Source organism: Blautia sp. DFI.6.71 (assembly GCF_020593585.1).
Lineage (GTDB): Bacteria > Bacillota > Clostridia > Lachnospirales > Lachnospiraceae > Blautia_A > Blautia_A wexlerae.
Map to the genome: position 1 here is coordinate 1 of NZ_JAJDMJ010000055.1, position 25368 is coordinate 25368.

The window sequence follows — 25368 nt, forward strand, 5'->3', positions numbered from 1 at the left end:
GGATTCTATCCTTGTTTTCAATCAAGATTGCGAACTTGTTTCGCAATTACCTATTCTAATCTAATACATCCCAGGGTAAACCCCCGGGATGTATTAAAATTTATAGTGTCAGTCTGTTTATCTGAATTAACCCCATGGATTTTCTGTCGGGTATCTTACACCTGCCGGCTGGTTGTATCCGATCTCTTCAACCGGAACACCGATGTATTTGAATACTTCAAACAAAGCTTTTCCATAATGTCCGAATGCAACTGCTCCGTGATGTGGATATCCTCCCTCAATCAGTACATGACGGTAGAAACGTCCCATTTCAGGAATTGCAAATACGCCGATCGCACCGAAAGATTTTGTTGCAACCGGAAGAACTTCACCGTGTGCAATATATCCGCGGAGTTTGTTATCAGCAGTGCTCTGCAGACGATAGAAAGTGATATCTCCAGGAACAATATCTCCTTCAAGAGTTCCGTTTGTAACTTCTACCGGAAGAGATCTTGCCATGATCATCTGATACTTCATCTCACAGAAAGAAAGCTTGCTGGAAGCTGTATTTCCGCAGTGGAATCCCATAAATGTATCTTTCAGTGTGTAATCAAATTTGCCCTCAATAGACTCTTTGTACATATCCTTCGGTACAGAGTTGTTGATGTCAAGCAGTGTAACTGTATCCTGGCTTACAACAGTTCCAATGAACTCACTTAATGTACCATAAATATCAACTTCGCAAGATACCGGAATGCCCTGAGCAGTCAGACGGCTGTTTACGTAGCAAGGAACAAATCCAAACTGTGTCTGGAATGCAGGCCAGCATTTTCCTGTTAATGTTACATATTTACGATATCCTCTGTGAGCCTCTACCCAGTCCTTCAGAGTCAGTTCATACTGAGCAAGTTTTGCAAGAATCTCAGGTTTCTTGTTTCCTGCACCCAGTTCTTCTTCCATTTCTTTAACAATTGCAGGGATTCTCTCATCTCCGGCATGTTTGTTGAATGCTTCAAACAGATCAAGTTCGGAATTCTCTTCAATCTCAACTCCAAGGTTGTAAAGCTGTTTGATCGGTGCATTACAAGCAAGGAAGTTTGTAGGACGAGGTCCGAAGCTGATGATCTTTAAGTTGCTGAGTCCTTCTACTGCTCTTGCGATCGGAAGGAAATCATGGATCATATCTGCGCAGTCTTCTGCGTCACCAACCGGGTATTCCGGAATATATGCTTTTACATTGCGAAGCTGTAAGTTATAGCTTGCATTTAACATACCGCAGTATGCATCTCCACGTCCCTGGATCAGATTATCCTGTGTTTCTTCTGCTGCTGCACAGAACATCTTCGGTCCTTCGAAATGCTTTGCAAGAAGTGTTTCGGAAATTTCCGGTCCGAAGTTTCCAAGATATACACAAAGTGCATTACATCCCGCTTTCTTGATATCTTCAAGAGCCTGAACCATATGGATCTCGCTCTCTACGATACAGATCGGACATTCATAAATGTCTGCTGCATCATATTTCTTTGTATAAGCCTCTACAAGTGCTTTTCTTCTGTTTACGGAAAGGCTTTCCGGGAAACAGTCACGGCTTACTGCTACAATTCCGACTTTTACTTTTGGCATGTTATCGATCATGATAGATTCTCCTTTTTCTTAATACGATTTTGGGGTTAATTTATTATTTATTTGGGGTTTCATTCATTACCTCATCTGTTTCTGTCAGCAGTACTCAGACCGAGATTTGCTATCAGTCAATGGTGATATTCTCTCCACGAAGTCCGTTTACTGCACCCTCGATTGCCGCATCTTCATGTGCAATGAGCCATTTGTTCTTAGCTGTCAGCAGGCTGCCCTCGCCTGTCTTAGCTGTCTCAAATGTAAGATCTGTATTGGTTCCTGCCGGAAGTACGACTACACACTGGAAACCGCCATCCTGTACATTGCATGGCGCATAATGAAGTGTAGTTGCATATACTTCAATACCTGTTCCTGCAGGTACCAGGAATGCTTCGATCTTAGAAGTATCATATGTAAAATCATCTGTGATATCCTGCTGGCTTCCGATAAGCAGCACCAGATCTGTTACCGCTACATTGATCTCTGAACTGCGGTGATATTCTACTGCATTTAATTTCTTATTCTGTCCGTTGCAGTATCCAATTTCGATCGGGATTCCGCCAAATCCTTTATTCTGCAGTGCTTTTGCTACATCCAGAGCTTCCAACTCCTCAACAGATGGTACATAAACCACATCATCCGGAACCGGTGTATGTTTCATTTCTTTGAGAAGAGCACTGAAGTCATACCCTTCAAGCACCTTTCCATATTTACGGAAGGAAGCATCTGTTACATTCTGAATTTTCACTTCAAAAACCTCCTTATATTCTGTCGATATTACGTTTTCTTGACTGTGCTTAGAATATATCAGAATAAAGGGTACTTTTCGCCAGTTTTCTTGTCTAATCTATAGCGTTTTTTTGACCTTTTTTATTTATCTGTTTTCGCATCTCACTTGGAAGTATCCCATATCTTTTCTGAAATTCCCCGGAAAAACCCCTGCTGCTGCAAAATCCATTGTCTAGTGCAATCTGACTAATTGTATGGTCTGTATTCAGCAAATCCCTGTACGCATATGCCATACGGATATCCTGCAGATAAGTTTTATAGTTGATTTTTGCATATTTTTGAAACATTCGCGACAAATATGCATCCGAGTATCCAAAAGTAGCCGCCACATCAGAAAGCTTCAGTTCCTCCCTGTAATGCTCACGCATATATGTGGTGATTTTTGACAATGCATCCAGACGGCGGCTGTGTCGGATATCCTTCTCCCTGGTCTCTGTCACACGGTAATCCTTCACCAGGATATACATGATCTCGTAAAAAATAGAAATTGTCCGGAACTCATATCCAATTTTCCGCTCGGAATACACATGATATAATTTACGAAGCAAAGAAGCCAGTTTCTTATCCACCAGCTCCTCCTGCCCCCGAAAGCGGATATATCTCTGGGCAGTAAAATAATTCTCAAACTGTTTCAGAGGAATCTGCAGAACTACTGTTTTATTTTTCTCTACAGCATGGATAGAGTGGATCTCATTGGAATTAATGATTATCTGCTCTCCAGCTTTCAGCGGATATTCATCCTTATTTACAAAAAAATCCAGTCGCCCCTCCATCACAGCAAAAATCTCTACAGACGTATGCCAGTGCTTCTCACGCACATAATTGCCATTTCCTCCTTCAAAAAGAAAAACCTTAAACGGAAGTCCCTCATTAGGAATGATCAGTTCATGCTGAAACTCCATATATATTCACCTCCTAACAAAATAACCGCAGTATTCGGATACTCCAATATACTGCGGCTATTTCGATAACTATCCAGCTTTCTGTATACCAAATCTGCTGGATGATCCTATTCTTCACATAGTCCCACCCACTGCTTATTGCTTTTCGCAATTGAAGCAGGGGACTTACTTGATTCGGTTAAGATAACACATTATTTGCAGAGCTCTGCCACAACCTGATTAATCACCTTTCCGTCTGCTTTTCCCTTCATATCAGCCATAACAGCCTTCATAATCTGACCCTTATTTTTCGTTGCGATCACATCTGCAAATTTTTCTTCCAGATATGCTTTTACCTCTGCTGCATCCATCTGTTTTGGTGCATATTTGGCAATTACATCATATCTTGCCTGGTATTCAGCCTTCAGATCCTCACGGCTTTCCGGACAGGTATCCAACTGTTCTTTTACAGTTTTCAACTCCTTCAAAATAACTCTGTCCACCAGATCACTCTTAATCTCATCACGGCATCCCTCATCAATCGCTACCTTCTTTACCGCAGAGATCAGAGAGGAAACTGCTTCTTTTGTTACTTTATCTTTGGCTTTCATAGCTGCAACCATATCTTTTCTTAATACTTCTAATTCCATTTTTGTTCCTCCTGTTTTTTCTAGTGATTCCATATCGTTCTACTGCTGCACAGTCAAATGCGCCTGCATTCCTGATATTTTTCACTCAAATCATAATTCTATTCATCAGCATACCACGATTTATCTGAAAATCCAATGCTAATTGGCATAAAAATTAATTTTTTAGTCCCCGCTTCATCGTGTTCTCCAGTTCCTCCATTTGTCCCAGGATCAGTTTCTGTCTGTCATCAAACAGTAGTCCCTTGTTGTGACGGTAATACTGATCTGAACCATTCTCACGGATAAACCAGAGACTGTAATAATTGGCATTCAGTTCTGTAATAAAAGCTACCATTTCCTGGCTGTCACCAAAGGCTGCTTCCATAAAATCAAAAACATTCTGAAGCGTCTGAGAGATATATTCTGTCTGAGTTTCCAGACTGTCAGCCTCCGTTGCAAAAGCTGTTTTTGCCCGCTCATAGGTATCTTTTTCTGAAATTTCAACAGCTTTATTATTCTCTATTTTATCTTCAGAACCAGTTTCTCCCCTCAGTTCTATCCATAATTTCTCAAGAAAATCCACTGTACGGATAAATACTTTTTCTTCATTTTTAGTGAGAAGCTCAGATTTTTTTGCAGTCTGAAAATCATTTTCTGCCTTTTTATAAATGGATTCCAGCGTCATTTCCGGAAGGTTATCTCTGTATTCTGTCATGTAACCATAGAGCTTTGTCACATAGGCATCCATAAAATAACAGTCTGCAAATAACTGGCTGAGCTTTCCGTTCAGCAGACCAACAATACTCAGATGCTCATCCAGTGAAGCATTGCGGATCTTACCCAGAGTGATGGGTGTCCATTTACCCTGAAGCAGATCCTCCACTGCATAGTCTGTCTTATACTTATTGTATAATGCCAGATATGCGGCAAAATCTTTTGCGATCATTGGATGCTGGATATACTGATATACCACCTCTCTGTCCACTTCTTTATCCAGTGTTTCATATACCTGCATCAGCCTTGAAAGATCTTCCCAGCCTCTGGCAGTGGCAAAAATCCGTCCGTCTACTGTGTTCTCCATTCTGTAGAAATTCTTTCTGCGAAGCTCCAGATAAGAGATAACAGCCGGATGGATTCCCTGCTCATAGGCATATTCTTTCCACACTTCAAAATCCGGCTGCACATCAATCCTCTTGATTCTGTCAAGGGTTACTACGTCAAATTCGCGGACAGATTTATTGTATTCCGGCGGGTTTCCTGCTGTCACGATCACCCATCCTTCCGGTACTTTCTGATTGCCAAATGTCTTTCCCTGAAGAAACTGCAGCATCATAGGCGCCAAGGTCTCTGATACGCAGTTAATCTCATCAATAAAAAGAATTCCTTCTCTGAGACCTGTTTTTTCCATCTTTTCATAGACAGAGGCAATAATCTCACTCATAGTATATTCTGTGACAGAAAAAGTCTCCTGACCAAAGGTTTTCTCTTTGATAAACGGCAGTCCTACTGCACTCTGACGGGTGTGATGTGTGATAGTATAAGATACCAGACCTACCTTACATTCCCTGGCGATCTGTTCCATAATCTGCGTCTTTCCAATACCCGGTGCCCCCATAAGGAGAATTGGTCTCTGGCGTATGGCCGGGATCAGATATTCTCCAAATTCATCCTTCGCAAGGTATGCTTCTATTGAGTCCTTTATCTCCTGTTTTGCTCGTTTTATATCCATAATGTAAATCCTTTCCTGCTGAACACTTCTTACTTTTACTCAGTTTTCTCATTTCCTTGATATCCACGAATTGCTCCGCGATTTGCAGCTCCCGCAATTGTAATTTTCTCTCTTCATTACCTGTCTGGCTTCTCAAAATCATCCTCATCCAGGATCAGTTTCATAGCCCATACCGGCACATCCACATCTCTGTAATTATCCTGCATAAACACAAACGCAGTCTTATATGACGGCATTTTCTTCGGGTAAATTCCGAATCCATCCGTAAAATAAATCAGCCCTTTCAGGTTATGAAATTCATGCTGTTCCAGCAGTTTATCCACCCATTCAAATGCAGGCCTGAAATCTGTTCCGCCATCTCCATACAATTCCAGATGTTCCATATAGTCTTTCATTTCTTTCTGAGAAGTAATCTTTTTATCTGTGTGGACTTTCTCATCACACTGAATGATGTGCACATTTATTTTTGTAAAAAAGCTCTCACTCTCACTAAGTACACCGTAGGTTTCCTCCAGAAACTTTCTCACCAGTTCTCCTGAACAGGACATGGAAGTATCGATGACGATCACAAATTCCTCTATCTTCTTAACTTCTTTGGATTCCAGTGGTTCTATCAGCGGCATGTTTCCATAGAGACGCAGACCATAGGTATAGAAATTGTAATCAAAACTGTCATCATCCACTGCCAGTTCTTCATGAAAAACTGCAAATTTCCGCAGGAATTCTCTGTAATCATACCTGCTTCTGTTCTCTGTTTTTATCTGCTCCAGGAAACCTCCGTCCCGCTCACCTGCCTCCTGGGAAAAGGTTTCCAGATCCGTCTCGATTCCATCATTGATCTCCCCCCATTTGCGGCTGAGCATGGGATTCGGTTTCTGATCCGGTTTCTTACTTTCCCAGTATCTGTGGTCATCTGTGCGAAATTCCTGTTCCAGATTTGTAAGATCCTTTTCGTTCAGATTCCATTCTGACAATATTTTATATACTCTCTGTGCGTTGAGGGTTTTTCCCTCTTTTTCAAGGAGACGGTAGGTTTCCCTTCGCAGAAGACTGCGTGAGAAACGGATACTCCGATAGTTCATCCCATCTATCATATGCTCCACTGCAATGTCACAACTCAGATCACGCATACGTTCCTGGATTGTGATTCCATCGTCTGCCCTCTTCTTACCTTCTGTACCGCTCCATGCAAAATGCCGGAAAATACAGTGGAATACCATATGCAGATACCCTCTGTTCACCAGAATCCTGTTCTCTCTATATAAGCCTCCCAGCATCTGCGGCTGGAAATACATCACTCTTCCATCCGTTCCAAATCCATGGACCTGACCATCCATCTGATAAGAAAAACTGCTCAGCGCCACATCCAAAAACCGCATTCCCAGATATAATTCATCCCGCGCAACCCTGAGAATACTGCTGCCGATTTCCTGCAAACGCTCTGCTCTTTCTGCTATTTCCTGTATTTTATCCTCTGGCTGCATTATTATTTTCCTCTATATCTATCACAGTTCAAACCTCTTTTTTCTTAGTATAGTTCTTCTATTCAAAGATTTTTCTGTAGTTTGTGATTGTTCATTTTTCCCCTGCTCTGTCCTGTCAGCTTCCTGACTATTTTGCAACTTATCCACATCTATACGTTCACTTCCTGCCGTATTATCCACCAGATTTGCTCTTTCATTCATCAAAAATGCGGATACTTCCGTTTCTTTTCTCTTAGATGCACAATCCAACGCAGAATCAATTCCCTCCAGTGTCCAGAGTTTTTGCGAGGATATCACTTCCAATCTGTGCATATCCTCCTGCTTTACCAGATATTCTGCAATATCTCCCAGATTCTTACGGATATATTCCCTGTAATTCTCCCTGGCTTTCCCGGTCAGTTCATAAGGAAACTCCAGTCTGCCAAATGACATATCAACCAGAACTTCCAGCTTATCCATGGCTACCGCCATTTCAAAAAGCCTGTCATATTCCTGATAATTCAGCTCCTTATCATAAAAACACTGCCTGTAATTACTGCCTGATCCATGATATTCCGTATACAAAATACGCGCCGGAGTGTTCTCAACCGCCTCATCATAATGCTCCGGAAATACAAGTCTGGCTTCTTCATACTCATAAAGAAAGTTTACATCTATCCTCTGCCACATCTCGCCCAGCATTTCCTTAACGCCTGACTTCTTTCCCTGTCTCATATGAACAGTCAGCTTCTCCAATGCATGGCAGCCTGTAAATGCACCACAGCCTATCTGCATCAGGCTGTCAGAAAACTCCAGCTTTTTCAGATTCCCGCAGCCATAAAAAATATATCGTCCAATCTCTTTTAAAGTGTAAGGAAAAACAATCTCCTCCACGTCATTTCCTGCCAGAACATGCTCTTCTCTGCCAAACCCAAGACCCTCTGACACTTCCCACAGGCTGGCATTTTTCAGTTCTTCTTTCTCATCCATATGACTGGAGAATGCATACGGTGCCGCACTAATTACCAATTTGTCATCTATCATTCCCGGAATCTCAACTCTGCTTTCTATTCCAAAACACCGCAGAATTTCAATCCCGCCAGATTTCTCTCTGTAGTAAATCTTCATTTTCTCATTTCTCCCCGAAGATATTTTCTCTCAAAGCACATAAAATCATCCCTGAAAAGTATAATACTTCCCAGGGATTTTTTCCAGACAATATAATTAGCGTAAAACCAACTCCGGTTTAAAATTCAGATAGTCTCCTGACACCAGCTTGTACTCTATTCCATCCACATAGCCTTTAAAGCTGTCATCATATCGCTTCTCTCCATGACAGTGAGAATAGATTACCTTCTCGGCGCCAAATTCCTGTGCCATCAGGGTAAACGGACTCTCCATCTCTCCAATACTTGTAGGCGGATAATGAAGAAACATGATAAACTTCTCATATCCTGCAGCCTTCGCCCCTTCAAAAGAGCAGCGCAGCCGCCCCAGCTCCCGCTCCCGGATCTTCAAGAAATGCTCATAGCTGTCTTTTCCTTCATAACAGTAGCCCTTGGTTCCCACCAGCGCATAATCCTCATATGTATAAAAATTATTCTGCAAAAATTCCAGCTTTCCCCAGAACATCTCATTCAGATCTTCTGTCTTCTTTGCATCCCAGAACATATCGTGATTTCCCCGAAGCAGAATCTTCCTGCCCGGCAGAGCCATAATAAAATCCAGATCCGCCTGACACTCTGCAAGATCTCTCCCCCAGGAATGATCTCCGGTAATCACTACTGTATCATTCTCTGTCACTCTCTTCTTCCAGTATTTCTCAATCTTAACTACATGATTCTTCCATCTTTTATCAAATACATCCATAGGTTTATTGACTGTAAACGAAAGATGAAAATCACCGATTGCGTATAGGCTCATTGTACACTCTCCTGTCTGTTCTGATTGTTAATTATTTTTCAATCTTGATGCTCATAGCATGCCAGGCTTCTCCGCCCCAGGTGGAATTTGCCTGGCCCAGATCTGTAAAGCCAAATTTCTCATACATCTTCACTTTTTCATCCAGACAGGTGAGGAAAAGTTTCTTTCGTCCTTTTTGAGCTTCCCTCTGGCAGTATCTGGATACCAGTTCACGGCCCAGGCCCTGCATACGATATTCCGGACGGACGTCCAGACCCAGAAGCATGATATTTTTGCCTTCAGGATTACTCAGAGAAATATCTGTGAAGAATTCATCTCTGAAAGCCTCCTCATCTGTAGGAACTCCATTAAGAAATGCAGCCAGCTTTCCGGTTTCCTTATCCTCAGCTACCAGAAATGTTTCTGCTGTTGCTTTTATTCTCTCTGTCAGACTTTTCGGAGAACATGCCTCATTTGGCGGGAAACAGATCTGCTCGATCTCTATCGCCTGCTGTGTCTCCTCCGGTCTGATACATCTGAATTCAAATCTATCCATATTGTTTGTACTCATTTTATTATCCTTCTCCTGTTATCTTGTTATTTCCTGCATATTCGGGATCTGCAAGTTTCCCATATAGTTGTTTTATCTACATCGGGCAGCTTCTCTTTGATTTCTCATCCAAATCTTCCCGTACGTAGTGTGCATTAAACTCCATGTTAATGTCGCGGATTTCCTTTGTACCATCAATATATTCCTGATACATCTCTGTCAGTCCCGCCATACAGCCATCACAGCTTGCAGAAATATTCCCAAAAGATTCCTCCACAATCTGTTTTCTTTCTTCTCTGGTTGTGTCCTTTATCAAAATACTCTTAATCTCCATAACCTTCACCCCGACTTTCTTTGGTATTCTTTTGATATTTCTTTCCTTATATCTTTTATTTGATTGTAACATCTGAAAGCATTTTTGTGAAGCTAAGAAACAGGCATAAAAAACGGTCTGATTACATTCTCTCAAAATATGTCAGTTTAAAGTGTTAAAGTACTGGAATTTTAGATAACACCATGTTATACTTGTAAAGGAAAATGTGCAGGCAGTCCGGTCAGGTATAAAATATTCCTGAGTTCCGGCATTATCAAAGACCTGCATGTACTTATATGGAGGAAACAGATCATGTCTATGAAAATCAATCACGAGCTCCCTTTACCGGAGGTTCTGAAATCTCAGTACCCTCTCAGCCAGGAACTCAAAGAAGTAAAAAAACAGCGCGATGAAGAAATACGCCGTATCTTCACCGGTGAATCAGATAAATTTATCGTCCTTGTAGGACCTTGTTCCGCTGATAACGAAGATACAGTCTGCGAATATGTACGCAAACTGAAAACAGTGGCAGATAAAGTCTCTGACAAACTGATGATCATCCCGCGAGTTTATACAAATAAGCCCCGTACCACAGGTGACGGTTACAAAGGAATGCTTCATCAGCCAGACCCTGATAAGGCTCCTGACCTTCTTGCCGGAATTATTGCTATCCGCAAGATGCACATGAGAGTTATGCAGGAGACAGGACTCTCTTCTGCAGATGAGATGCTTTATCCTGAAAACCGCAGCTATCTGGATGATATTCTCTCCTATGAAGCTGTAGGTGCACGTTCTGTGGAGAACCAGCAGCATCGTCTCACTGCCAGTGGCATGGATATTCCTGTCGGTATGAAGAATCCTACCAGCGGTGATCTCTCTGTTATGCTGAATTCTGTCACTGCTGCACAGCATCCTCACCACTTCATCTACAGAGGAAATGATGTGGAAACTTCAGGAAATGATCTGGCACACACAATTCTCAGAGGTGGTGTAAACCAGTACGGACAGACTATTCCTAACTACCACTATGAAGATCTGATACATCTGTCTGCTTTGTATGCCAAAAAGGACCTTAAGAACCCTGCCATCATCATAGATGCCAACCACTCAAACTCCAACAAGCAATACAAGGAACAGATCCGTATTGTTTCAGAAGTACTTCACAGCCGTAACTATAATCCAGACCTCAGAAAGCTGGTTAAAGGTGTTATGATCGAAAGCTACCTTCTCGAAGGCCGCCAGGATATCAGTGATCATATGACTCCTGGCTGTTCCATCACAGATCCTTGCCTCGGATGGGAAGATACAGAACGGCTTATCTATGATATTGCTGAGAAATGCTGATTTTTATGGATAATACAAATAATTCCTGCTGTTGTGGAGAGACAGAACATTTTTCAGGCTGCCTGATCTGTGGAGCACCGGTCACATACAGCGTCGAAAGTTCTGTGAAAACCTGTAGCATCTGCCACAAAGAGCAGCTGACAAATGCTGTCTGTGAAAATGGCCATTTTGTCTGTGATGCCTGTCACAGCTATGGTACTTATATACCGGTGATCATAGCCCTCAGAAGCAGCACAGAGAAGGATCCCCTGCTGCTTCTGGAAGAGATCATGGACCTTCCTTCTGTCCACATGCATGGACCTGAACATCATGCCATTGTTCCCAGTGTTCTTCTGACTGCACTTCGCAATAATGGAGAGCGTATGAATTACGATACCGCATTATCTGAAATCTGTAAAAGAGCGAGGCAGGTTCCCGGTGGTACCTGCGGTTACTGGGGAGTGTGTGGTGCAGCAGCAGGTGCCGGAATCTTTATGTCTGTTATGACCGGATCCGGTCCCCTCCATAAGGATGCATGGCCCTTTCCTCAGAAGCTTGTCTCTGTTATTTTATCCAAACTGGCTGATGTTGGTGGTCCGCGCTGCTGTAAACGCACCAGCAGAATTGCTATTGAAGAAGCGATCAGGTTTTACAGGCAGTTCAGCTCTGTAAAGATTCCGCTGTCTTCTGTACTATGTAAATATTTTGAAGATAATAAAGAATGTATCAGAGAGGACTGTCCGTATTATCCTGTGAACAAATAACTATTCATAAAATAAAAAACAGAACGAAATCCGACTGATAGTCAATGGGTTTCGTTCTGTTTTCTAATAGTTTCTCTATAAAATAATACGTTTCGCAGGATACAATGCCCTATCGCTCCATTCTGCTTTTCTGCAGTCCAAAGAAATAATATTCTTCTCTGTGCAGACATTTCTGATCAGTTCTTCTCCGTTATCTGATATAAAAAGTGCTGTGATTTCTTTTTTCCCTCCAACACTCCTTACACAGTAATCTACCAGTTCCGGAAACTGAAACAGTAATTCATCCATTTCTCTCATACTTTTGGACTGGTCGATGCGCCTTACAAAATCCAGACGCCTTACCTCACTTCCGCAGATACATTTTCCGGGGATGATACGTGTATGATCGCCGGTCCTGTATCTGATCAGAGGCTGTGCCTCCATCCCAATGGTTGTGATCACCAGTTCTCCCCATTGACCGTCAGGCAGAACATTTCCCTCTTTATCTATGATCTCTGTGATACAATGATTCTCCCTCATGTGCATGCCCTCATGAGCCTGACAGCAAATCGCACCCCCAAGCCCCATCTCTCTGGAACCATAATGAGGCCAGAGTGGTGTTCCCAAAATTTTTTCTATTGCTTTCATTACTGTTTCCGGACAGGCATCCCCTGATATCAGTGCTCTCTTTATACTGCCTTTTCCACACATTCTGAGCATGGAAAGCAGTGCTGTCGGCATACCTACATAAGTATCCGGCCGCTCCTCTTCCAGAATTGTTTTTAACTCACCATAGGTTTTATTGTTCCCGGTTAAAAGGGGGTGTGCTCCTATACGTCTGATTGCTTCTGCGATCAGCTCTCCCAGTCCAGAAGGACCTGAAAACGGCATGGCAACCATAGTCCTGCTTCCCGGATAAATAAACTCACCAAGTCCGGCCATAAAAAGTTCTATGGTATGTTCACAATCTCCTTCTGTATAAAATACACGTTTACCTGCACCTGTTGTTCCGCTTGTCTGTTCTGAAATGATCCTCTGTATTTCTCCCTGAGAGCACAGTAACATCCTGCCCCCTTTCTGAGCAAGGTCGGATTCCGTTGTAAAGGGAAGGGTTTTCAGATCATCAATGCTTTCCAGCCTTTTCGGCAGATCTCTATAAAATCCCTGCCTTTCTTTTTCTCTTTTCAGAACAGCATTCAGTTTATCCAACTGTATTTTGTTTATTGTTTCCCTTGTAATATCTGTAATTTTTTCCTGCCTACAGATCATTGCATCTATATTGGATCGTTTCACTTTCTGTATAAATATATTCCTTTCAGATTAGTCAGATTATATGCACAGAACGGTACCATTCCGTGATCAGGATCCACTTCACAGATATAACAGCGTTTCAGACGGTCAAGATCCAGATTCCAGGCATCCTGAAAGATCATACCTGATACTGCAAAGGTTTCATTATGTATCCGGATCAGAAACTCATCTAGCGCATCTGTCTGTGTCATTTCTCCCTCATCATAGGTTTTTGTACTGTAGCTCCACTGATTTTCCACATACTGCCTGGAATCATCACTGGTAGTACAGCAGCATCCTTTTCCTGATTTTTTTTCAAGAAGCTTCAGTTCCCGCTCTCCTTTTCTCAGATAACTTGCATGAAAGGAGCAGTAGGGATTCTCTGCGCCGCCGCCTGCAAAATCCTCAATTTTCATCAGTCCCTCTGTCTGTTCTTCAATAAGTCTCAGCATCTTTGGTATGGTGATGGGATTTTGGGGGCGCTTCTGGGAACATCTGCCAAAATAACTGATAGGCTGAAAATGTACGCCACGAACAAAGGGCATATGATCCAGACCAAATTTCAGAATATTCCCTACCTGCATATCATTTACTCCCGGCGCAATGACCGGCACAAGAGCAATACCAAGCTCTGCTTCTGAGCAGTTTAAGACCGCCTTTTTCTTCAGTTCCATCATAGCCTGTCCACGTAAAGTCTCATAAACCTGATCTGTCACACCGTCAAACTGAAGAAATACTGTATTCAGTCCTGCTTTTTTCAGCTTTCCGGCATACCCCTCCTCCCTGGCAAGCCGGATCCCATTGGTATTTAACTGAAAAAATGTAAATCCTTTTTCTCTTCCCATATGTATGATTTCAGGCAGATCGTCCCTCATGGTTGGTTCTCCTCCTGAAAGCTGTATATTAAAGGGACCTCCGTGAGCCATCAGAAAATCATACTGTTTTTCTATTTCACAGATGGGAATATCTCCCTTTTCCCTGTCTTCTCCTGCTGAAGCAAAGCAGACAGGACAATGCATATTACAGCGTTTTGTAACTTCCAGGATCATACAGCAGCCTTTTCTTTCATGTTCCTCACAGAGTCCGCAATTATCCGGACAGGATTTTTCTTTAACCTTCGGATTTACAGGCGTTTCTGCTGAGAGATTTTCTCTTCCCCAGGAAAGATAATCTGCTGCATTTCCTTCCCAGATCAGGGTCTGAAATTTTCCATGAGCATTGCATTCCTTTACCAGATAGATCCCGTCTTCACCGATACCTTTTATGGCAGGAACTACCTTCATACATTCCGGACAGACACTCTTTGTTTTGCCGATGGTGATCAAAGCTCCAGTACCTCCCGCTCTGTCAGAATTTCCATAACTTTTGTATAAGTATCTGCAATAAGTCCAGGACATTTCTCCATGATCACACCCCAGTCCAGATGAGTGATATCCTTACAGTAAAAAGCTCCGAATTCTTCCTCTGTCTTCTGGCGGAACCACTGATATAATTCCTGTACAGCCGGTTTCATCTGTGCATCTTCCTTCTCCTCAGGAGCCAGATTTCCGAGAAAATATCCGATGGCACAGGCACTTCCTGTCAGACATCCGCAGGTATCTCCACAGTAACCGATTCCTCCGCCAAGGCCTCCCATTGCCTTTACAAGCTGTGGATTTTCCTCTCCTATGGTTTCCAGAGTCATGATCATAATGATCTGTGAACAATGATATCCCATGCTGCCTAATTCCATTATTCTTTCGTAAAGATCCATACATTACTCCTTTCTGCCAACCACCATGGTATAGCCTATTTTTCTGCCTTTGTATTCTTTCTGCAGAAGCTTATGATCCTCGCAGCAGAATGAATCATTCCAGATTGCTTCCAGATAATATTCTCTCCAGAGAGCAGTCTGATCCTCCTGACAGAGAATCGTAAACCCTGTTTCTTTCACAATTTCCAGAAGATTGCCCGGATCCAGATCTGACAGCAAAAGAAATCCTCCCTTTTTCAGTACACGCCAGCATTCAGAGACTGCCTTTTTCTGATCTCTGCTGACAAAAAATGCACACTGGCTGATACAGAGATCCATACTGTCTGCTGCATACTGAAGGTCCAGAAAATCTCCCTGCTGCACCTCACTGCTTCGCGGAACAAGATCCACACCCTGCACATTCAGACCAAATGCTTTCATGATCCGCACGGTCTCTCCCTCTCCTGCTCCCAGATCCAGAGCTTTCATTCCTTTTTTCAGTTCTATGCTTTTCAGAAGATGAATTGTCTGCTCTTCCCTGCCGGGATGTCTGTTCATCTATTTATCCTCCAGTGCACGTTCCACTGCCAAAACCTTTCCAAGAGCCAGTTCTTCCGGAACATAGACAAAGCCACATTTGGGACAGACCGGCATCTCAACAGGAAAACCGTTCTCCAGATACATAAATTTTGCTTTTCCCTTTACAAGAGGAACCTTGCATTTCATGCAGGTCAGCTTTCCCTCAGGATCAATGGTATAATATGTTCTCTCTACTGCCATTACTGTCCCACCCTTTTCATAATATTCATTCTATGACTGTATGCTCTGCGTACCAGATACCCTTCTTCTGTTTCCACAAATCTCACCCAGAATGTAACATTTCCAAGTCTGCTCCTTGTCACCAGTTCTTTTGTCTCTTCATCAAAGATCGCTTCCTGATTTTCTCTGTAATCTGATAATACACGCTCCACATCGCTTTTCAGGATCATACGTTCATCCATCATACTGATGGCATCTTCTGTATATGCAACGGTATAATCTTTTTTCTCCATCATCAGTTCCTCATTCCATATATTTTTTAAAAGCTTCTCTTTTAGCTCAAGCCGGTTGTAGCGTTTCTCACTGATATCCGGCATATTGGCGGCATTTATACCATACAGAAGTTCCAGGATATGTCTGGATTCCCTGCCTTCCCTGACAAATCGGTCCCTGCATGCCATGCAGTACGTTATATATGGGGAATCGGATCGTTCCAGACACTTTTCTGTCATTTTATCTGCCATCTCTTTATTAGCGTAGGCAGTCAGTCCGCCGTATCCGCAGCAGGGAGACAGATCTCTGGAATATTCTGTATTTACAACAGTGCACCCCATATCTGCAAGAAGCTCTCTTATTGTATCCTGTGTCTGTGTATCTCCCCTGGCACCGCAGGCATCATGTATTGCAACAGGTATCTCCAGTCCTTTTGCCTGTCCGGGAAGTCCGATTTCCTTTAAGATCTCCCAGATTCCTGTGACTTTGGCGCCAAGACTCTCTTTTAACTGTTTCATACAGCTTGGACAGCCTGCTATAATCATAGGATCTCCCAGTTTTGCAAGCTCCTGCTTCAGCTGTTCATTTACCTTTTCTGTCATTTCATAGCGTCCTGCCCATTCACTGATAGCACCACAGCATCCCAGCATCAGAGCAACACCGCCCTCTGTCCTCCTGCACAGATCCTCATATGCCTCTGTGACAACATCCGGCGCTATAGCTCCTGCCTGACATCCTGGGAAAAATACATATCTGCAGGTTTCATATCCCGGCTGAGGTCTGCATAAGAAAGCCTCCGAATTGGAGAACAGCATATCCATCAGTGCAAATTCATGAGGTGCCAGAGGCATTTTGTCTGTAGATACCATGTTTTCTCTTGCAGATTTGCAGACCTGGCTCATATCAAACCCATTTGGACAGGTTACAGTACACTGTCCGCAGAGTGAACAGGAATTCATCGGTTTATTCATCTGGTGATCTCCCATAATGATCTGGGTATTATTATAAATCTCACGTGCAAGAAGACCCGGATGCTTTTTATATTCCCTTAAATAGACACAGCTTTTCATACACTCATCACAGTGACACTGAATGCATCGCTTTGCTTCCTCAACAGCTTCTTCTTTTGAATATCCATCTGTGCTGCAGGGAATCTTTTTGGAGCCTTTCATCCCGTCCATATTTGTATAGAGCCTGGTGGTAACTGCTCCTTCACTGCCTCTGTTGCTGTGGGGCGAAAGATTCTGTACAAGGAGGTCTACAGTCAGGGCAGCTCTCTTTGCAGCAAAAGCTGCATCCATCACAGACCGGACCGGACCGCTGACAATTCCCGCCTGTTCTCTCAGCATGATCTCTGCGTCTGCTGTTTCCTCTGGAGCCAGCTTTTTGGCCACCTCCTCTGAAGCACAGACCACATCTGCCTCCTTCATTTTCGCTCTGATAAACGGAAGGTCAAGACTGCATCCGAATTCAAAGGAAAGGTCCATGGAACTGAGACGTTTTACCTCATTTTTGCGATCTGATTCCAAAAGCTCCGGAGCTGCTGCTGCAATATAGGCTTCATAATCTTTCTCCTGACAGTAAATGGTTGCAGGATACATCTTCTTTTCCAGTTCCCCTGCAAGAAACAGCGGGAACAATCCTGAGCCAAAGATCACAGCCTTTTTTTTCTTTCTGATACGAAATACACTGCTCCGTTTTCCAGGTTCCCCATATCGTACAATGGCACGCTCTACTTCACGTATGGATATGCCATCACCCAGCTCACAGAGTCTGCATTTTTCCTCACATGGTGCAGTACATCCGTTACAGAGGATCATGGGAAATGGTGTGATCTTTTCATAGATAGCCAGAGCTTTCTTAAAGTTTCCTTTTGCAGCATAAAACAGCATTTCTTTTGTATCTGCTTTGAAAGGACAGGCTGCAACACAGTACGCCGGCTGTTCATGAACACAGAGGCTGATCATATGATCCATCTCTTCCTTTGACATTCGATTTACGTGATAAACATGAGTGGAACCTCTTTCCTGTATATATGTCATAACCCGATACTCCTTTCATTTCCAAAGGGGAGACAGTCTCCCGTCTCCCCTTATTATATCACATGATAAAATTATACTGACAGTTATTTCTCAAGTTCCTTTAATGCTGCAAGAACCTTTTCAGGACGGGCAGGAACACGTGTGATACGTGCGCCTGTAGCATTGTAGATCGCATTCAGGATTGCAGGATGAGGAGCATCCAGCGGAGCCTCACCACAGCCGGCAGCACCGTAAGGACCGCTTGGGCGATATGTTTCATTGAAATGAAGTTCAATATCATCCGGCGCATCATTTGGATACGGAATGCCACAGTTCTTCAGAGAAGTATCATGGTTCAGATCCTCGAAATCTTCTGTAAGAGCAAGACCAATACCCTGTACAAGGCCGCCGTAGAAGTTGCCTTCTACAAGAAGTCTGTTCATGATGGTACCTACGTCAGCCACACAGGTGAATTTTTCAACTTTAACTTTACCTGTTTCTGTATTAACAGCAACTTCCGGAAGGAAGATCGTATACATGTAGGTTGCAAACGGATCACCCTGTGCTGTATCCTGATCGATCGGATGATCTGCACAGAAGGTTGTCACCCAGTTACCTTCATATTTTGTTGCAAGACCCTCAGCCACCATCTCATCATAAGTACGGAAGGTTCCGTCTTCTTTCTTCATGGCTGCCACAAGGTTTTCTGCTGCCAGACGACATGCATTACCTGACATAACCTGTGAACGTGATCCACCTGCAGGACCTGCATTAGGACATGTCTTGGTATCATTCATAACAAGTTTGATCTGTTCCGGTCTGATTCCTGCCTGACGAAGTGTTTCATGTGATGATACAAGAACCCCCATATCAGCGCCCTGTCCGTGATCTTCCCATGCAGCATACATTGTAACTGTTCCATCCGGATTCAGCTCTGCAAATGCGTTTGATGTATCAACACCATCAAGACCACAGCCATATACACCGAGAGATACACCGATACCATATTTGATCTTGCCATCAGAAGCTGCATTCTTTTCAGCCACACGTTTCTTAGCTGCTTCATACAGTGGACGAGCTGTCTTGAACAGTTCTTCTTCACAGTATACTTCAGGCGGATAACCTGTAGGGATCGTACTGCCTTCTGATTCTTTGTAACAGTTCATTTCACGGATATCGAAGGGGTCGATTCCCATCTTTGCAGCCAGAACATCTATCGCAATCTCAGATCCCATATAAGACTGAGGAGATCCGTAAGCACGGAATGCTGAACCCCATGCATGGTTTGTAAACACTGTTGTAGATTTATTACGGATAGAATTGATTCCATAGCCTGCACCTGTAAACTGGGAAAGTCTCATTGTAAGCAGATCACCGAATTCTGAGTATGGACCATGATCCACATAGTTATTGCCCCAGAGTGCAAGAAGCTTACCATTTTCATCTGCTGCAAGCTTGATATTCATAAATGCAGGGGATCTCTTTCCTGTATAAGTAATATTCTGGAACTGATTAAATACCAGAGACACAGGACGTTCAAGGATCTTAACAGCAGCGCCGATCAGAGCCTCATTTGTAGGAGAGAACTTGTAACCAAAGGTTCCTCCTGCATGGTTTTGAACAATTCGTAAGTTCTCCATTGGCACACCGATACCATCAGCGATCATAGGCATATGCAGATGGATACCAATGGATTTGGAATGAACAGTTATCATACCGTCTTCGTCAATGTAACCATAACCGCAGTCCGGCTCAAGATGAAGATGAGGCTGACGTGAACAGTAAGATTCGATCTCAACCTGCTGTGAATCCGGAATGCTGTCCCAGTCAAAATCAGGACCCTTGATACAGTTTGTCTCAAAGAATGCGTTCGGAATACCGGGATGAATCTCTGCCGCATCCGGTGCGATGGCATCCATTGCATTCATATATGCAGGAAGCTCTTCGATCTCAACTTTAACTGCTTCTGCTGCTGCCCTTGCATGCTCTTCTGTATCAGCAGCTACGATGGCAATCGCATCACCAAACTGGAAGATTTTTTCATCGCAAAGTACAGGACGTTCGAAACCGTCTGTCTTGTTGTGTTTTGGAAGCATTACAAGACCATTGATCTTATTGGTTCCGCCTGCTGCCTTAATATCTTTTGCTGTGATAACACGAACAACACCAGGCATACTCTCTGCTTCTGCTGTGTCAATATTGAGGATATTTGCATGAGAAACCTTTGCCTGTGTAAGAGCAAGGCGAAGTGTTCCTGATGGCATCTTTAATGCATCATCTGCACCAAAGTCCCAGGTACCTGTTACCTTCTGTGCTGCTGACGGACGGATATAATTTGTTCCAACAATAGAATCACCTGTCTGTTTGAACACAAGGTCTTCCTTTGTCATCTCGCCGCGCATAACTGCTGCTGCAGCCATAGTAGCATCGATCAGCGGCTTATAGCCTGTACAACGGCAGAGATTACGCTGTTTGTTAAACCAGTCTCTTACCTCCTCACGGGTAGGACTTGGATTATTGTCCAGAAGCACTTTTGCTGAAATAATAAATCCCGGTGAACAGAAACCGCACTGTGCGCATCCATATGCCATCCATGCAACCTGGATCGGATGCATATCAGAAAGTGTTCCCACACCTTCAATGGTTGTGATCTCTGCATGATCGGGAACACGGCTCATCTTGTAGATACAGGATCTTGTGACTTTTCCGTTCATAATAACATTACAGGCTCCACAGTGACCTTCACCGCAGCCAATCTTACATCCTGTAAGAAGAAGGTGATTACGGAGCACCTGCGCCAGTGTCTCATCCTTATCAAGAATAAGTATTCTCTCAACACCATTAATCTTCAATGTCTTTTTAATCATGTCCCATTCCTCCTTTTAAAAAAATTCATTTCAATCTTACTGATCTTCAGGCTTATGTGTTCCGCACGAATCATGGTCAGCTCCCCTGCCTGTCAGATCTTTCAGTCTCTCTATTCCTCTGGCGGAATAGAAAACAATGGAAGAGCTGCTCCCGTCCAGATTCTCACCGCTGAGCTTTAAAACATTTGCATTCTCATAATAATCGATGGGAAGCGTCCGGCTATATACAACCCCTGTACGCTCATCTTTTACCTGTACAGTAACTTCTTTTGCGGTAATCTCAAAAATCTTATCCATAAAAAAGTTCTCCTGTCCACGTTATTTTATATATCCATACTACCATAATTTTGCACAATTATACAAATTACAAATAATTAATAGTTGGCTATTTTATATATTACAGACAATTTTATTTTGTTTCATTTAAAATTTTAACTATTTTTATTCTTTTATATGTTATAATAATATCAAATTTGTATAATATCATTGAAAGAAGGAGGTATCTAAATGCAGACAGGCGCCCTCATCGTGGCTGCGGGGAAATCATCACGAATGGGAGACTTTAAACCCATGCTTCAGCTTGGCTCCATTTCCATCGCACAGCGCGTGATCAATAATTTCCGGCAGGCCGGAATCTCCAAAGTAGTAGTGGTAACCGGATATCATGCAGATGTTCTGGAATGCCACCTGGCTTCCAATAATGTAGTCTTTCTTCGAAATGAGAACTATGCAAACACTCATATGTTTGATTCTGTCCGAATCGGACTTGAGTATCTGAAAGACAAAGTGGATACGGTACTCTTTACACCTGTTGATGTTCCGCTGTTCACAGCCCAGACAGTCACTCAAATGCTCTCTCTGGGGCGTCCCCTTGTAACTCCGGTCTGTAATGGCAATCCCGGTCATCCCATTCTGATCCGTTCCACACTGATTGATTCCATCCTAAGTGATGACGGAAAATCAGGACTTAAAGGTGCTGTGGATAACTGCGGGGAACCCATGTATTATCTTAATGTAAAGGATCCCGGTATTATTCATGATGCTGATACACCAGAGGATTATGCTGAACTTCTCCGCATACACAACCAGAGTCTGATCCGTTCTGAAATCCATATTCAGCTAGCCCGGGAAAAAGTTTTTTTTGATGAAAAACTCTATTCGCTGCTTACACTGATCCATGAAACAGGATCTGTCCGCGATGCCTGTGAGCGCATGCACATTTCCTATTCTACCAGCTGGAACCTGATCCATACCCTGGAATCACAGCTTCATGAACCTCTGATCATCAGAAGCCAAGGCGGTACAAGGGGAAGCCATAGCGAACTGACACCATACGGCGAAGAATTTCTGAAACGATATGCCCGTTTTTCAGAAGAAACACGTTCCTGTTCAAAAAAAATATTTGAAGAATGTTTCGGAGGGTTTTTAAATGCGTAACCTTTATCTGGTCCGGCATGGAAAACCACAGTATCCGGATGAACATTCTTACTGTGTAGGACAGACAGATTTCTCTCTATCCATGCTTGGACATCTGCAGGCAGTCCTTCTTAATGAAGAATTGTCCGATAAAATATCAGGGGTATACTGCAGTCCTTTGTTAAGAACTGTTGAGACAGCAGGCCATATGGCACCTGAGCTTCCACATATCATTGTTTCTGATCTGTCAGAACGAAATCTGGGAGAATGGGATGGCCTTTCTTTTGATGAAATACGCCAGAGATGGCCGGACATTTATAAAGCGCGTGGGAATAACCCTGATCATCCGATCCCGGGAGCAGAAACTCCTGCTGCATCTGGTTTTCGCTTTTCGCAGGCAGTTCATAAGATTCTTTGCGCTTCTGAAGGTGATATTGCAGTGGTAACTCATACAGATGTAATCTCTTCTTATTTACATGCATTACATTCTGATATGTACAGCAGGCAGCAGTTTCGTCTGCCCTGCGGCTCTTACTATCATCTGGAAGTGAATGAAAAAAATAATATTTCTTTCTCTGATCCCAGTTATATACTGCCTCATCCTGAATTAAATGACGGACTATGTCTCAGGCTTCGCAATGCTGTTTCTCTGCCCCGTCATGTACAAGCTCACAGTGATGCTGTTACTGAACTTGCCTGTTGTTTATGCAATATGCTGGAATCCAATGGTTATATCTTTGACCAGAAGCTTGTTCGCTCCGGTGCACTTCTGCATGATATTGCCAGACTTCAGAGGCATCACGCGAAAACAGGCGGTGAACTTTTCTTACAGTTAGGTTATCCTGAGATCAGCCAGATCATTTCACAGCACCATGGTCTGTTGGAAGCCACGCTGGATGAAGCAGCTATTGTATTTCTGGCTGATAAACTGATTCAGGAAACACAGCGTGTAACCATAGAAAAAAGATTTGCCGACAGCATGAGTAAATGCAAAAGTCCGGAAGCTCGCAAAGCTCATGAGCAGCAGTTAGAACAAGCCCGCAAACTGCAGGACATGATACAATCACTCTGCCATATCACGCTTTAGTTCAGGCGGGCAGACGTACACAACTGGAGCAGAAAAATCACTTAATTTAGTTAGGAGGTATTTTATTATATGAGAACATTATTTCAGACAATAAAACAACAATTCCTGGAGGGAAACGATCTTGTACTTGTTTCCGTTACAGCATCCTCAGGGTCTACACCAAGAGGTGCCGGTTCCCGCATGCTGGTCGGAAAAAACGGCAGAATTTCCGGAACCATCGGAGGTGGAGCTGTAGAATATCGTGCTGAATGTATGGCATTGGATATTCTTGAAAAAAAGGAATCCTGCGAGCATGAATTCCGGCTGAATCATAAAGATGTTGAAAATATTGGTATGATCTGTGGTGGTGATGTTACGGCCTTTTTCCAGTATCTTGATCATAACGATCCGATTATTATGGAAATCACGGAAACTGCTGAAAAATTCTATGAAGAGCGAAAAGATTTCTGGCTGATTTGCGATCTTCTCACCACCTCCGGTGTGAGCCTTTACAGTCCTGCATGCGGTCTCATCGGAACTGCCAATGTTCCTTCTTCTGTATTATCTTCTTTGTCTCTAAAGCCACACCGATATCACAGTGAAGATTATGATCTGTTTTCTGAACAGATTGGAACCTCAGGAACTGTCTATGTATTCGGCGGCGGACATGTCTCACAAAAGCTTGTCCCAATCCTTGCAAGCGTTGATTTACGCTGTGTTGTCCTGGATGACCGGCCGGAATTTACAAATCCTGCTCTTTTCCCAGGAGCAGTTGAAACAATACTTTGTGATTTCAACCATCTGGACCAGTATGTTTCTATTACAGCTGCTGATTATTGCTGCGTCATGACACGTGGACATTCCTATGATACCATTGTACAGGCACAGCTTCTCGCTACACCTGCATGTTATATAGGCGTCATTGGAAGCCGTGCAAAAAAAGCTGCTGTATTTCGCCGTCTGATTGAAGAATACAACATTAATGAACAAGATTTAAACCGTATCATCTCACCTATAGGACTGGAGATCAAAGCAGAAACACCGGCTGAAATCGCCATCTCCATCACAGGACAGATAATCCAGGTTCGCGCTGACAGAAAGGATACATCAAAATGATGGCAAAATCAGTATATAAAACTGTAATATTTGGTGCCGGACAAATTGGACAAATGACCGCAAGACTTCTCAGCAGTCCCTGTCAGCTCCTGTGCTTTGCTGATAATGACCCCCATAAACACGGATCATATATTGGAAATATTCCAGTCTGTTCTCCGGATACTGCAGCAGCACTTCTCCCGGATCTGGTCATCCTGGGAGTTCTGGATGAAGAACGGCGCAATTCTATGATAAAGCAGATGGAAAACTTAGGTTATCACGGACCTTTTCGTGATCCCTCCGTCCTTCGCATGTTTGACGCACGGGTTGCTGTTATGCGTCTTTTATCTGAGCAGATCTATCAATTGGATATTCCGGGAAATGTTGCAGAACTAGGTGTTTTTCGAGGTGAATTTTCTTCCCTGATCAGTGCAGCCTTTCCAGACCGAAAAATCCATCTTTTTGATACTTTTGAGGGATTTTCAGAAAAGGATATCACAATAGAAGCCTCCGGTAATCTGTCCCGTGCCAAAACAGGTGATTTTTCTTCTACTGATATTGACTCTGTTCTTCATGTTATGCCTAATCCTACACGTACTGTGATCCACAAAGGATGGTTTCCGGATACCTTTTCCGATGTCACAGATGAAACTTTTTGTTTTGTATCTCTGGACGCAGATCTCTATGCTCCAACTGCAGCCGCACTTCCTCTGTTCTATGAACGCCTGGCCACCGGAGGAGTTCTCCTGATCCACGATGTGTACAGTACACAGTTTTCCGGATGTCGAAAAGCGGTCGGGGAATTCTGTCTGAAAAACCATCTGTTTGCAGATCCTGTATGCGATCTGCATGGAAGCGCAATGATCCGAAAATTATAATCACGACCACCGGCTTAGCCGGTGGTTTGCTTTGACCCTATAAGGGTCTATTA

Annotated in this window: 24 protein-coding genes; 6 read left to right on the forward strand and 18 right to left on the reverse strand. The window is 43.2% G+C overall.

From position 1 onward, the window contains the following. Nucleotides 1–126: 126 nt before the first annotated feature. The 10 genes from LJE12_RS16520 to LJE12_RS16565 all read right to left on the reverse strand — a co-directional run bounded on the left by LJE12_RS16520 (nucleotide 127) and on the right by LJE12_RS16565 (nucleotide 9873). The gene (locus LJE12_RS16520; RefSeq protein WP_025578935.1) at nucleotides 127–1611 is read right to left on the reverse strand and encodes an L-fucose/L-arabinose isomerase family protein; all 1485 of its coding nucleotides are present in this window, start codon (nucleotides 1609–1611) and stop codon (nucleotides 127–129) included. Between the two features lie 115 nt (nucleotides 1612–1726). Then, nucleotides 1727–2344, reverse strand: a complete 618-nt coding sequence (locus LJE12_RS16525; protein WP_118614299.1) for a DUF4867 family protein — start codon at nucleotides 2342–2344, stop codon at nucleotides 1727–1729. A gap of 94 nt (nucleotides 2345–2438) precedes the next feature. Then, on the reverse strand, nucleotides 2439–3287 hold the full coding sequence (locus tag LJE12_RS16530) for an AraC family transcriptional regulator (RefSeq protein WP_118614297.1): 849 nt from the start codon (nucleotides 3285–3287) through the stop codon (nucleotides 2439–2441). A gap of 191 nt (nucleotides 3288–3478) precedes the next feature. Beyond that, nucleotides 3479–3916 carry a GatB/YqeY domain-containing protein gene (locus LJE12_RS16535; protein ID WP_019160637.1) on the reverse strand — a complete coding sequence of 146 codons (438 nt, stop codon included), beginning with the start codon at nucleotides 3914–3916 and terminating at the stop codon, nucleotides 3479–3481. 154 nt (nucleotides 3917–4070) lie between these two features. Next, nucleotides 4071–5624: an ATP-binding protein gene (locus tag LJE12_RS16540; protein WP_118614295.1), complete on the reverse strand. Its 1554-nt coding sequence runs from the start codon at nucleotides 5622–5624 to the stop codon at nucleotides 4071–4073. Between the two features lie 116 nt (nucleotides 5625–5740). Continuing rightward, on the reverse strand, nucleotides 5741–7108 hold the full coding sequence (locus LJE12_RS16545; RefSeq protein WP_118614293.1) for a vWA domain-containing protein: 1368 nt from the start codon (nucleotides 7106–7108) through the stop codon (nucleotides 5741–5743). Between the two features lie 21 nt (nucleotides 7109–7129). Further along, complete coding sequence (locus tag LJE12_RS16550) at nucleotides 7130–8215, reverse strand: leucine-rich repeat protein (RefSeq protein ID WP_025578942.1); 1086 nt, start codon at nucleotides 8213–8215, stop codon at nucleotides 7130–7132. Nucleotides 8216–8311: 96 nt separating this feature from the next. Further along, a complete protein-coding gene (locus LJE12_RS16555) occupies nucleotides 8312–9010 on the reverse strand; it encodes a metallophosphoesterase (protein WP_025578944.1) in 699 nt (232 codons plus the stop codon). Between the two features lie 31 nt (nucleotides 9011–9041). Then, nucleotides 9042–9560 carry a GNAT family N-acetyltransferase gene (locus LJE12_RS16560; protein WP_118614291.1) on the reverse strand — a complete coding sequence of 173 codons (519 nt, stop codon included), beginning with the start codon at nucleotides 9558–9560 and terminating at the stop codon, nucleotides 9042–9044. Between the two features lie 76 nt (nucleotides 9561–9636). After that, the gene (locus tag LJE12_RS16565; RefSeq protein WP_020437247.1) at nucleotides 9637–9873 is read right to left on the reverse strand and encodes a hypothetical protein; all 237 of its coding nucleotides are present in this window, start codon (nucleotides 9871–9873) and stop codon (nucleotides 9637–9639) included. A gap of 291 nt (nucleotides 9874–10164) precedes the next feature. On the opposite strand from LJE12_RS16565, the gene LJE12_RS16570 reads away from it, so the two are divergent. Beyond that, entirely contained in the window at nucleotides 10165–11196 is a 1032-nt protein-coding gene (locus LJE12_RS16570) for a 3-deoxy-7-phosphoheptulonate synthase (RefSeq protein ID WP_008708081.1), read from the forward strand. A 5-nt stretch (nucleotides 11197–11201) separates the two neighbouring features. Next, the gene (locus tag LJE12_RS16575) at nucleotides 11202–11939 is read left to right on the forward strand and encodes a DUF5714 domain-containing protein (RefSeq protein WP_008708080.1); all 738 of its coding nucleotides are present in this window, start codon (nucleotides 11202–11204) and stop codon (nucleotides 11937–11939) included. A gap of 75 nt (nucleotides 11940–12014) precedes the next feature. Here LJE12_RS16575 and LJE12_RS16580 read toward each other — a convergent pair whose 3' ends face one another. The 8 genes from LJE12_RS16580 to LJE12_RS16615 form a co-directional block, all read right to left on the reverse strand. After that, nucleotides 12015–13187 (reverse strand): DVU_1553 family AMP-dependent CoA ligase, encoded by a 1173-nt coding sequence (locus LJE12_RS16580; RefSeq protein WP_334303149.1) that lies wholly within the window; start codon nucleotides 13185–13187, stop codon nucleotides 12015–12017. 20 nt (nucleotides 13188–13207) lie between these two features. Further along, nucleotides 13208–14533, reverse strand: coding sequence for a radical SAM (seleno)protein TrsS (trsS, locus tag LJE12_RS16585; protein ID WP_022380797.1), 1326 nt, complete (start codon nucleotides 14531–14533; stop codon nucleotides 13208–13210). Continuing rightward, a complete protein-coding gene (locus LJE12_RS16590) occupies nucleotides 14530–14961 on the reverse strand; it encodes a DVU_1555 family C-GCAxxG-C-C protein (protein WP_022380796.1) in 432 nt (143 codons plus the stop codon). Before LJE12_RS16590 ends, trsS begins: the two co-directional genes overlap by 4 nt. Before the next feature lie 3 nt (nucleotides 14962–14964). Further along, on the reverse strand, nucleotides 14965–15498 hold the full coding sequence (locus LJE12_RS16595) for a class I SAM-dependent methyltransferase (RefSeq protein WP_022380795.1): 534 nt from the start codon (nucleotides 15496–15498) through the stop codon (nucleotides 14965–14967). Next, nucleotides 15499–15720: a DVU_1557 family redox protein gene (locus LJE12_RS16600; RefSeq protein ID WP_005427475.1), complete on the reverse strand. Its 222-nt coding sequence runs from the start codon at nucleotides 15718–15720 to the stop codon at nucleotides 15499–15501. Beyond that, nucleotides 15720–18014 carry a pyridine nucleotide-disulfide oxidoreductase/dicluster-binding protein gene (locus LJE12_RS16605; RefSeq protein ID WP_008708072.1) on the reverse strand — a complete coding sequence of 765 codons (2295 nt, stop codon included), beginning with the start codon at nucleotides 18012–18014 and terminating at the stop codon, nucleotides 15720–15722. The genes LJE12_RS16600 and LJE12_RS16605 overlap by 1 nt, the downstream gene beginning before the upstream one ends. Before the next feature lie 83 nt (nucleotides 18015–18097). Next, nucleotides 18098–20860: a molybdopterin-dependent aldehyde oxidoreductase gene (locus tag LJE12_RS16610; RefSeq protein ID WP_022380793.1), complete on the reverse strand. Its 2763-nt coding sequence runs from the start codon at nucleotides 20858–20860 to the stop codon at nucleotides 18098–18100. Between the two features lie 36 nt (nucleotides 20861–20896). Beyond that, entirely contained in the window at nucleotides 20897–21157 is a 261-nt protein-coding gene (locus LJE12_RS16615) for a hypothetical protein (protein ID WP_008708070.1), read from the reverse strand. A 210-nt stretch (nucleotides 21158–21367) separates the two neighbouring features. Between LJE12_RS16615 and LJE12_RS16620 the strand changes: the two genes are divergently transcribed. The 4 genes from LJE12_RS16620 (at nucleotide 21368) to LJE12_RS16635 (ending at nucleotide 25315) form a co-directional block, all read left to right on the forward strand. Further along, complete coding sequence (locus LJE12_RS16620; RefSeq protein WP_008708069.1) at nucleotides 21368–22297, forward strand: NTP transferase domain-containing protein; 930 nt, start codon at nucleotides 21368–21370, stop codon at nucleotides 22295–22297. Next, complete coding sequence (locus tag LJE12_RS16625; protein WP_022380792.1) at nucleotides 22290–23363, forward strand: histidine phosphatase family protein; 1074 nt, start codon at nucleotides 22290–22292, stop codon at nucleotides 23361–23363. Before LJE12_RS16620 ends, LJE12_RS16625 begins: the two co-directional genes overlap by 8 nt. Nucleotides 23364–23432: 69 nt before the next feature. Next, nucleotides 23433–24458, forward strand: a complete 1026-nt coding sequence (locus LJE12_RS16630) for an XdhC family protein (protein ID WP_227226957.1) — start codon at nucleotides 23433–23435, stop codon at nucleotides 24456–24458. Next, nucleotides 24455–25315, forward strand: coding sequence for a TylF/MycF/NovP-related O-methyltransferase (locus LJE12_RS16635; RefSeq protein ID WP_055059909.1), 861 nt, complete (start codon nucleotides 24455–24457; stop codon nucleotides 25313–25315). The genes LJE12_RS16630 and LJE12_RS16635 overlap by 4 nt, the downstream gene beginning before the upstream one ends. Nucleotides 25316–25368 lie beyond the last annotated feature (53 nt).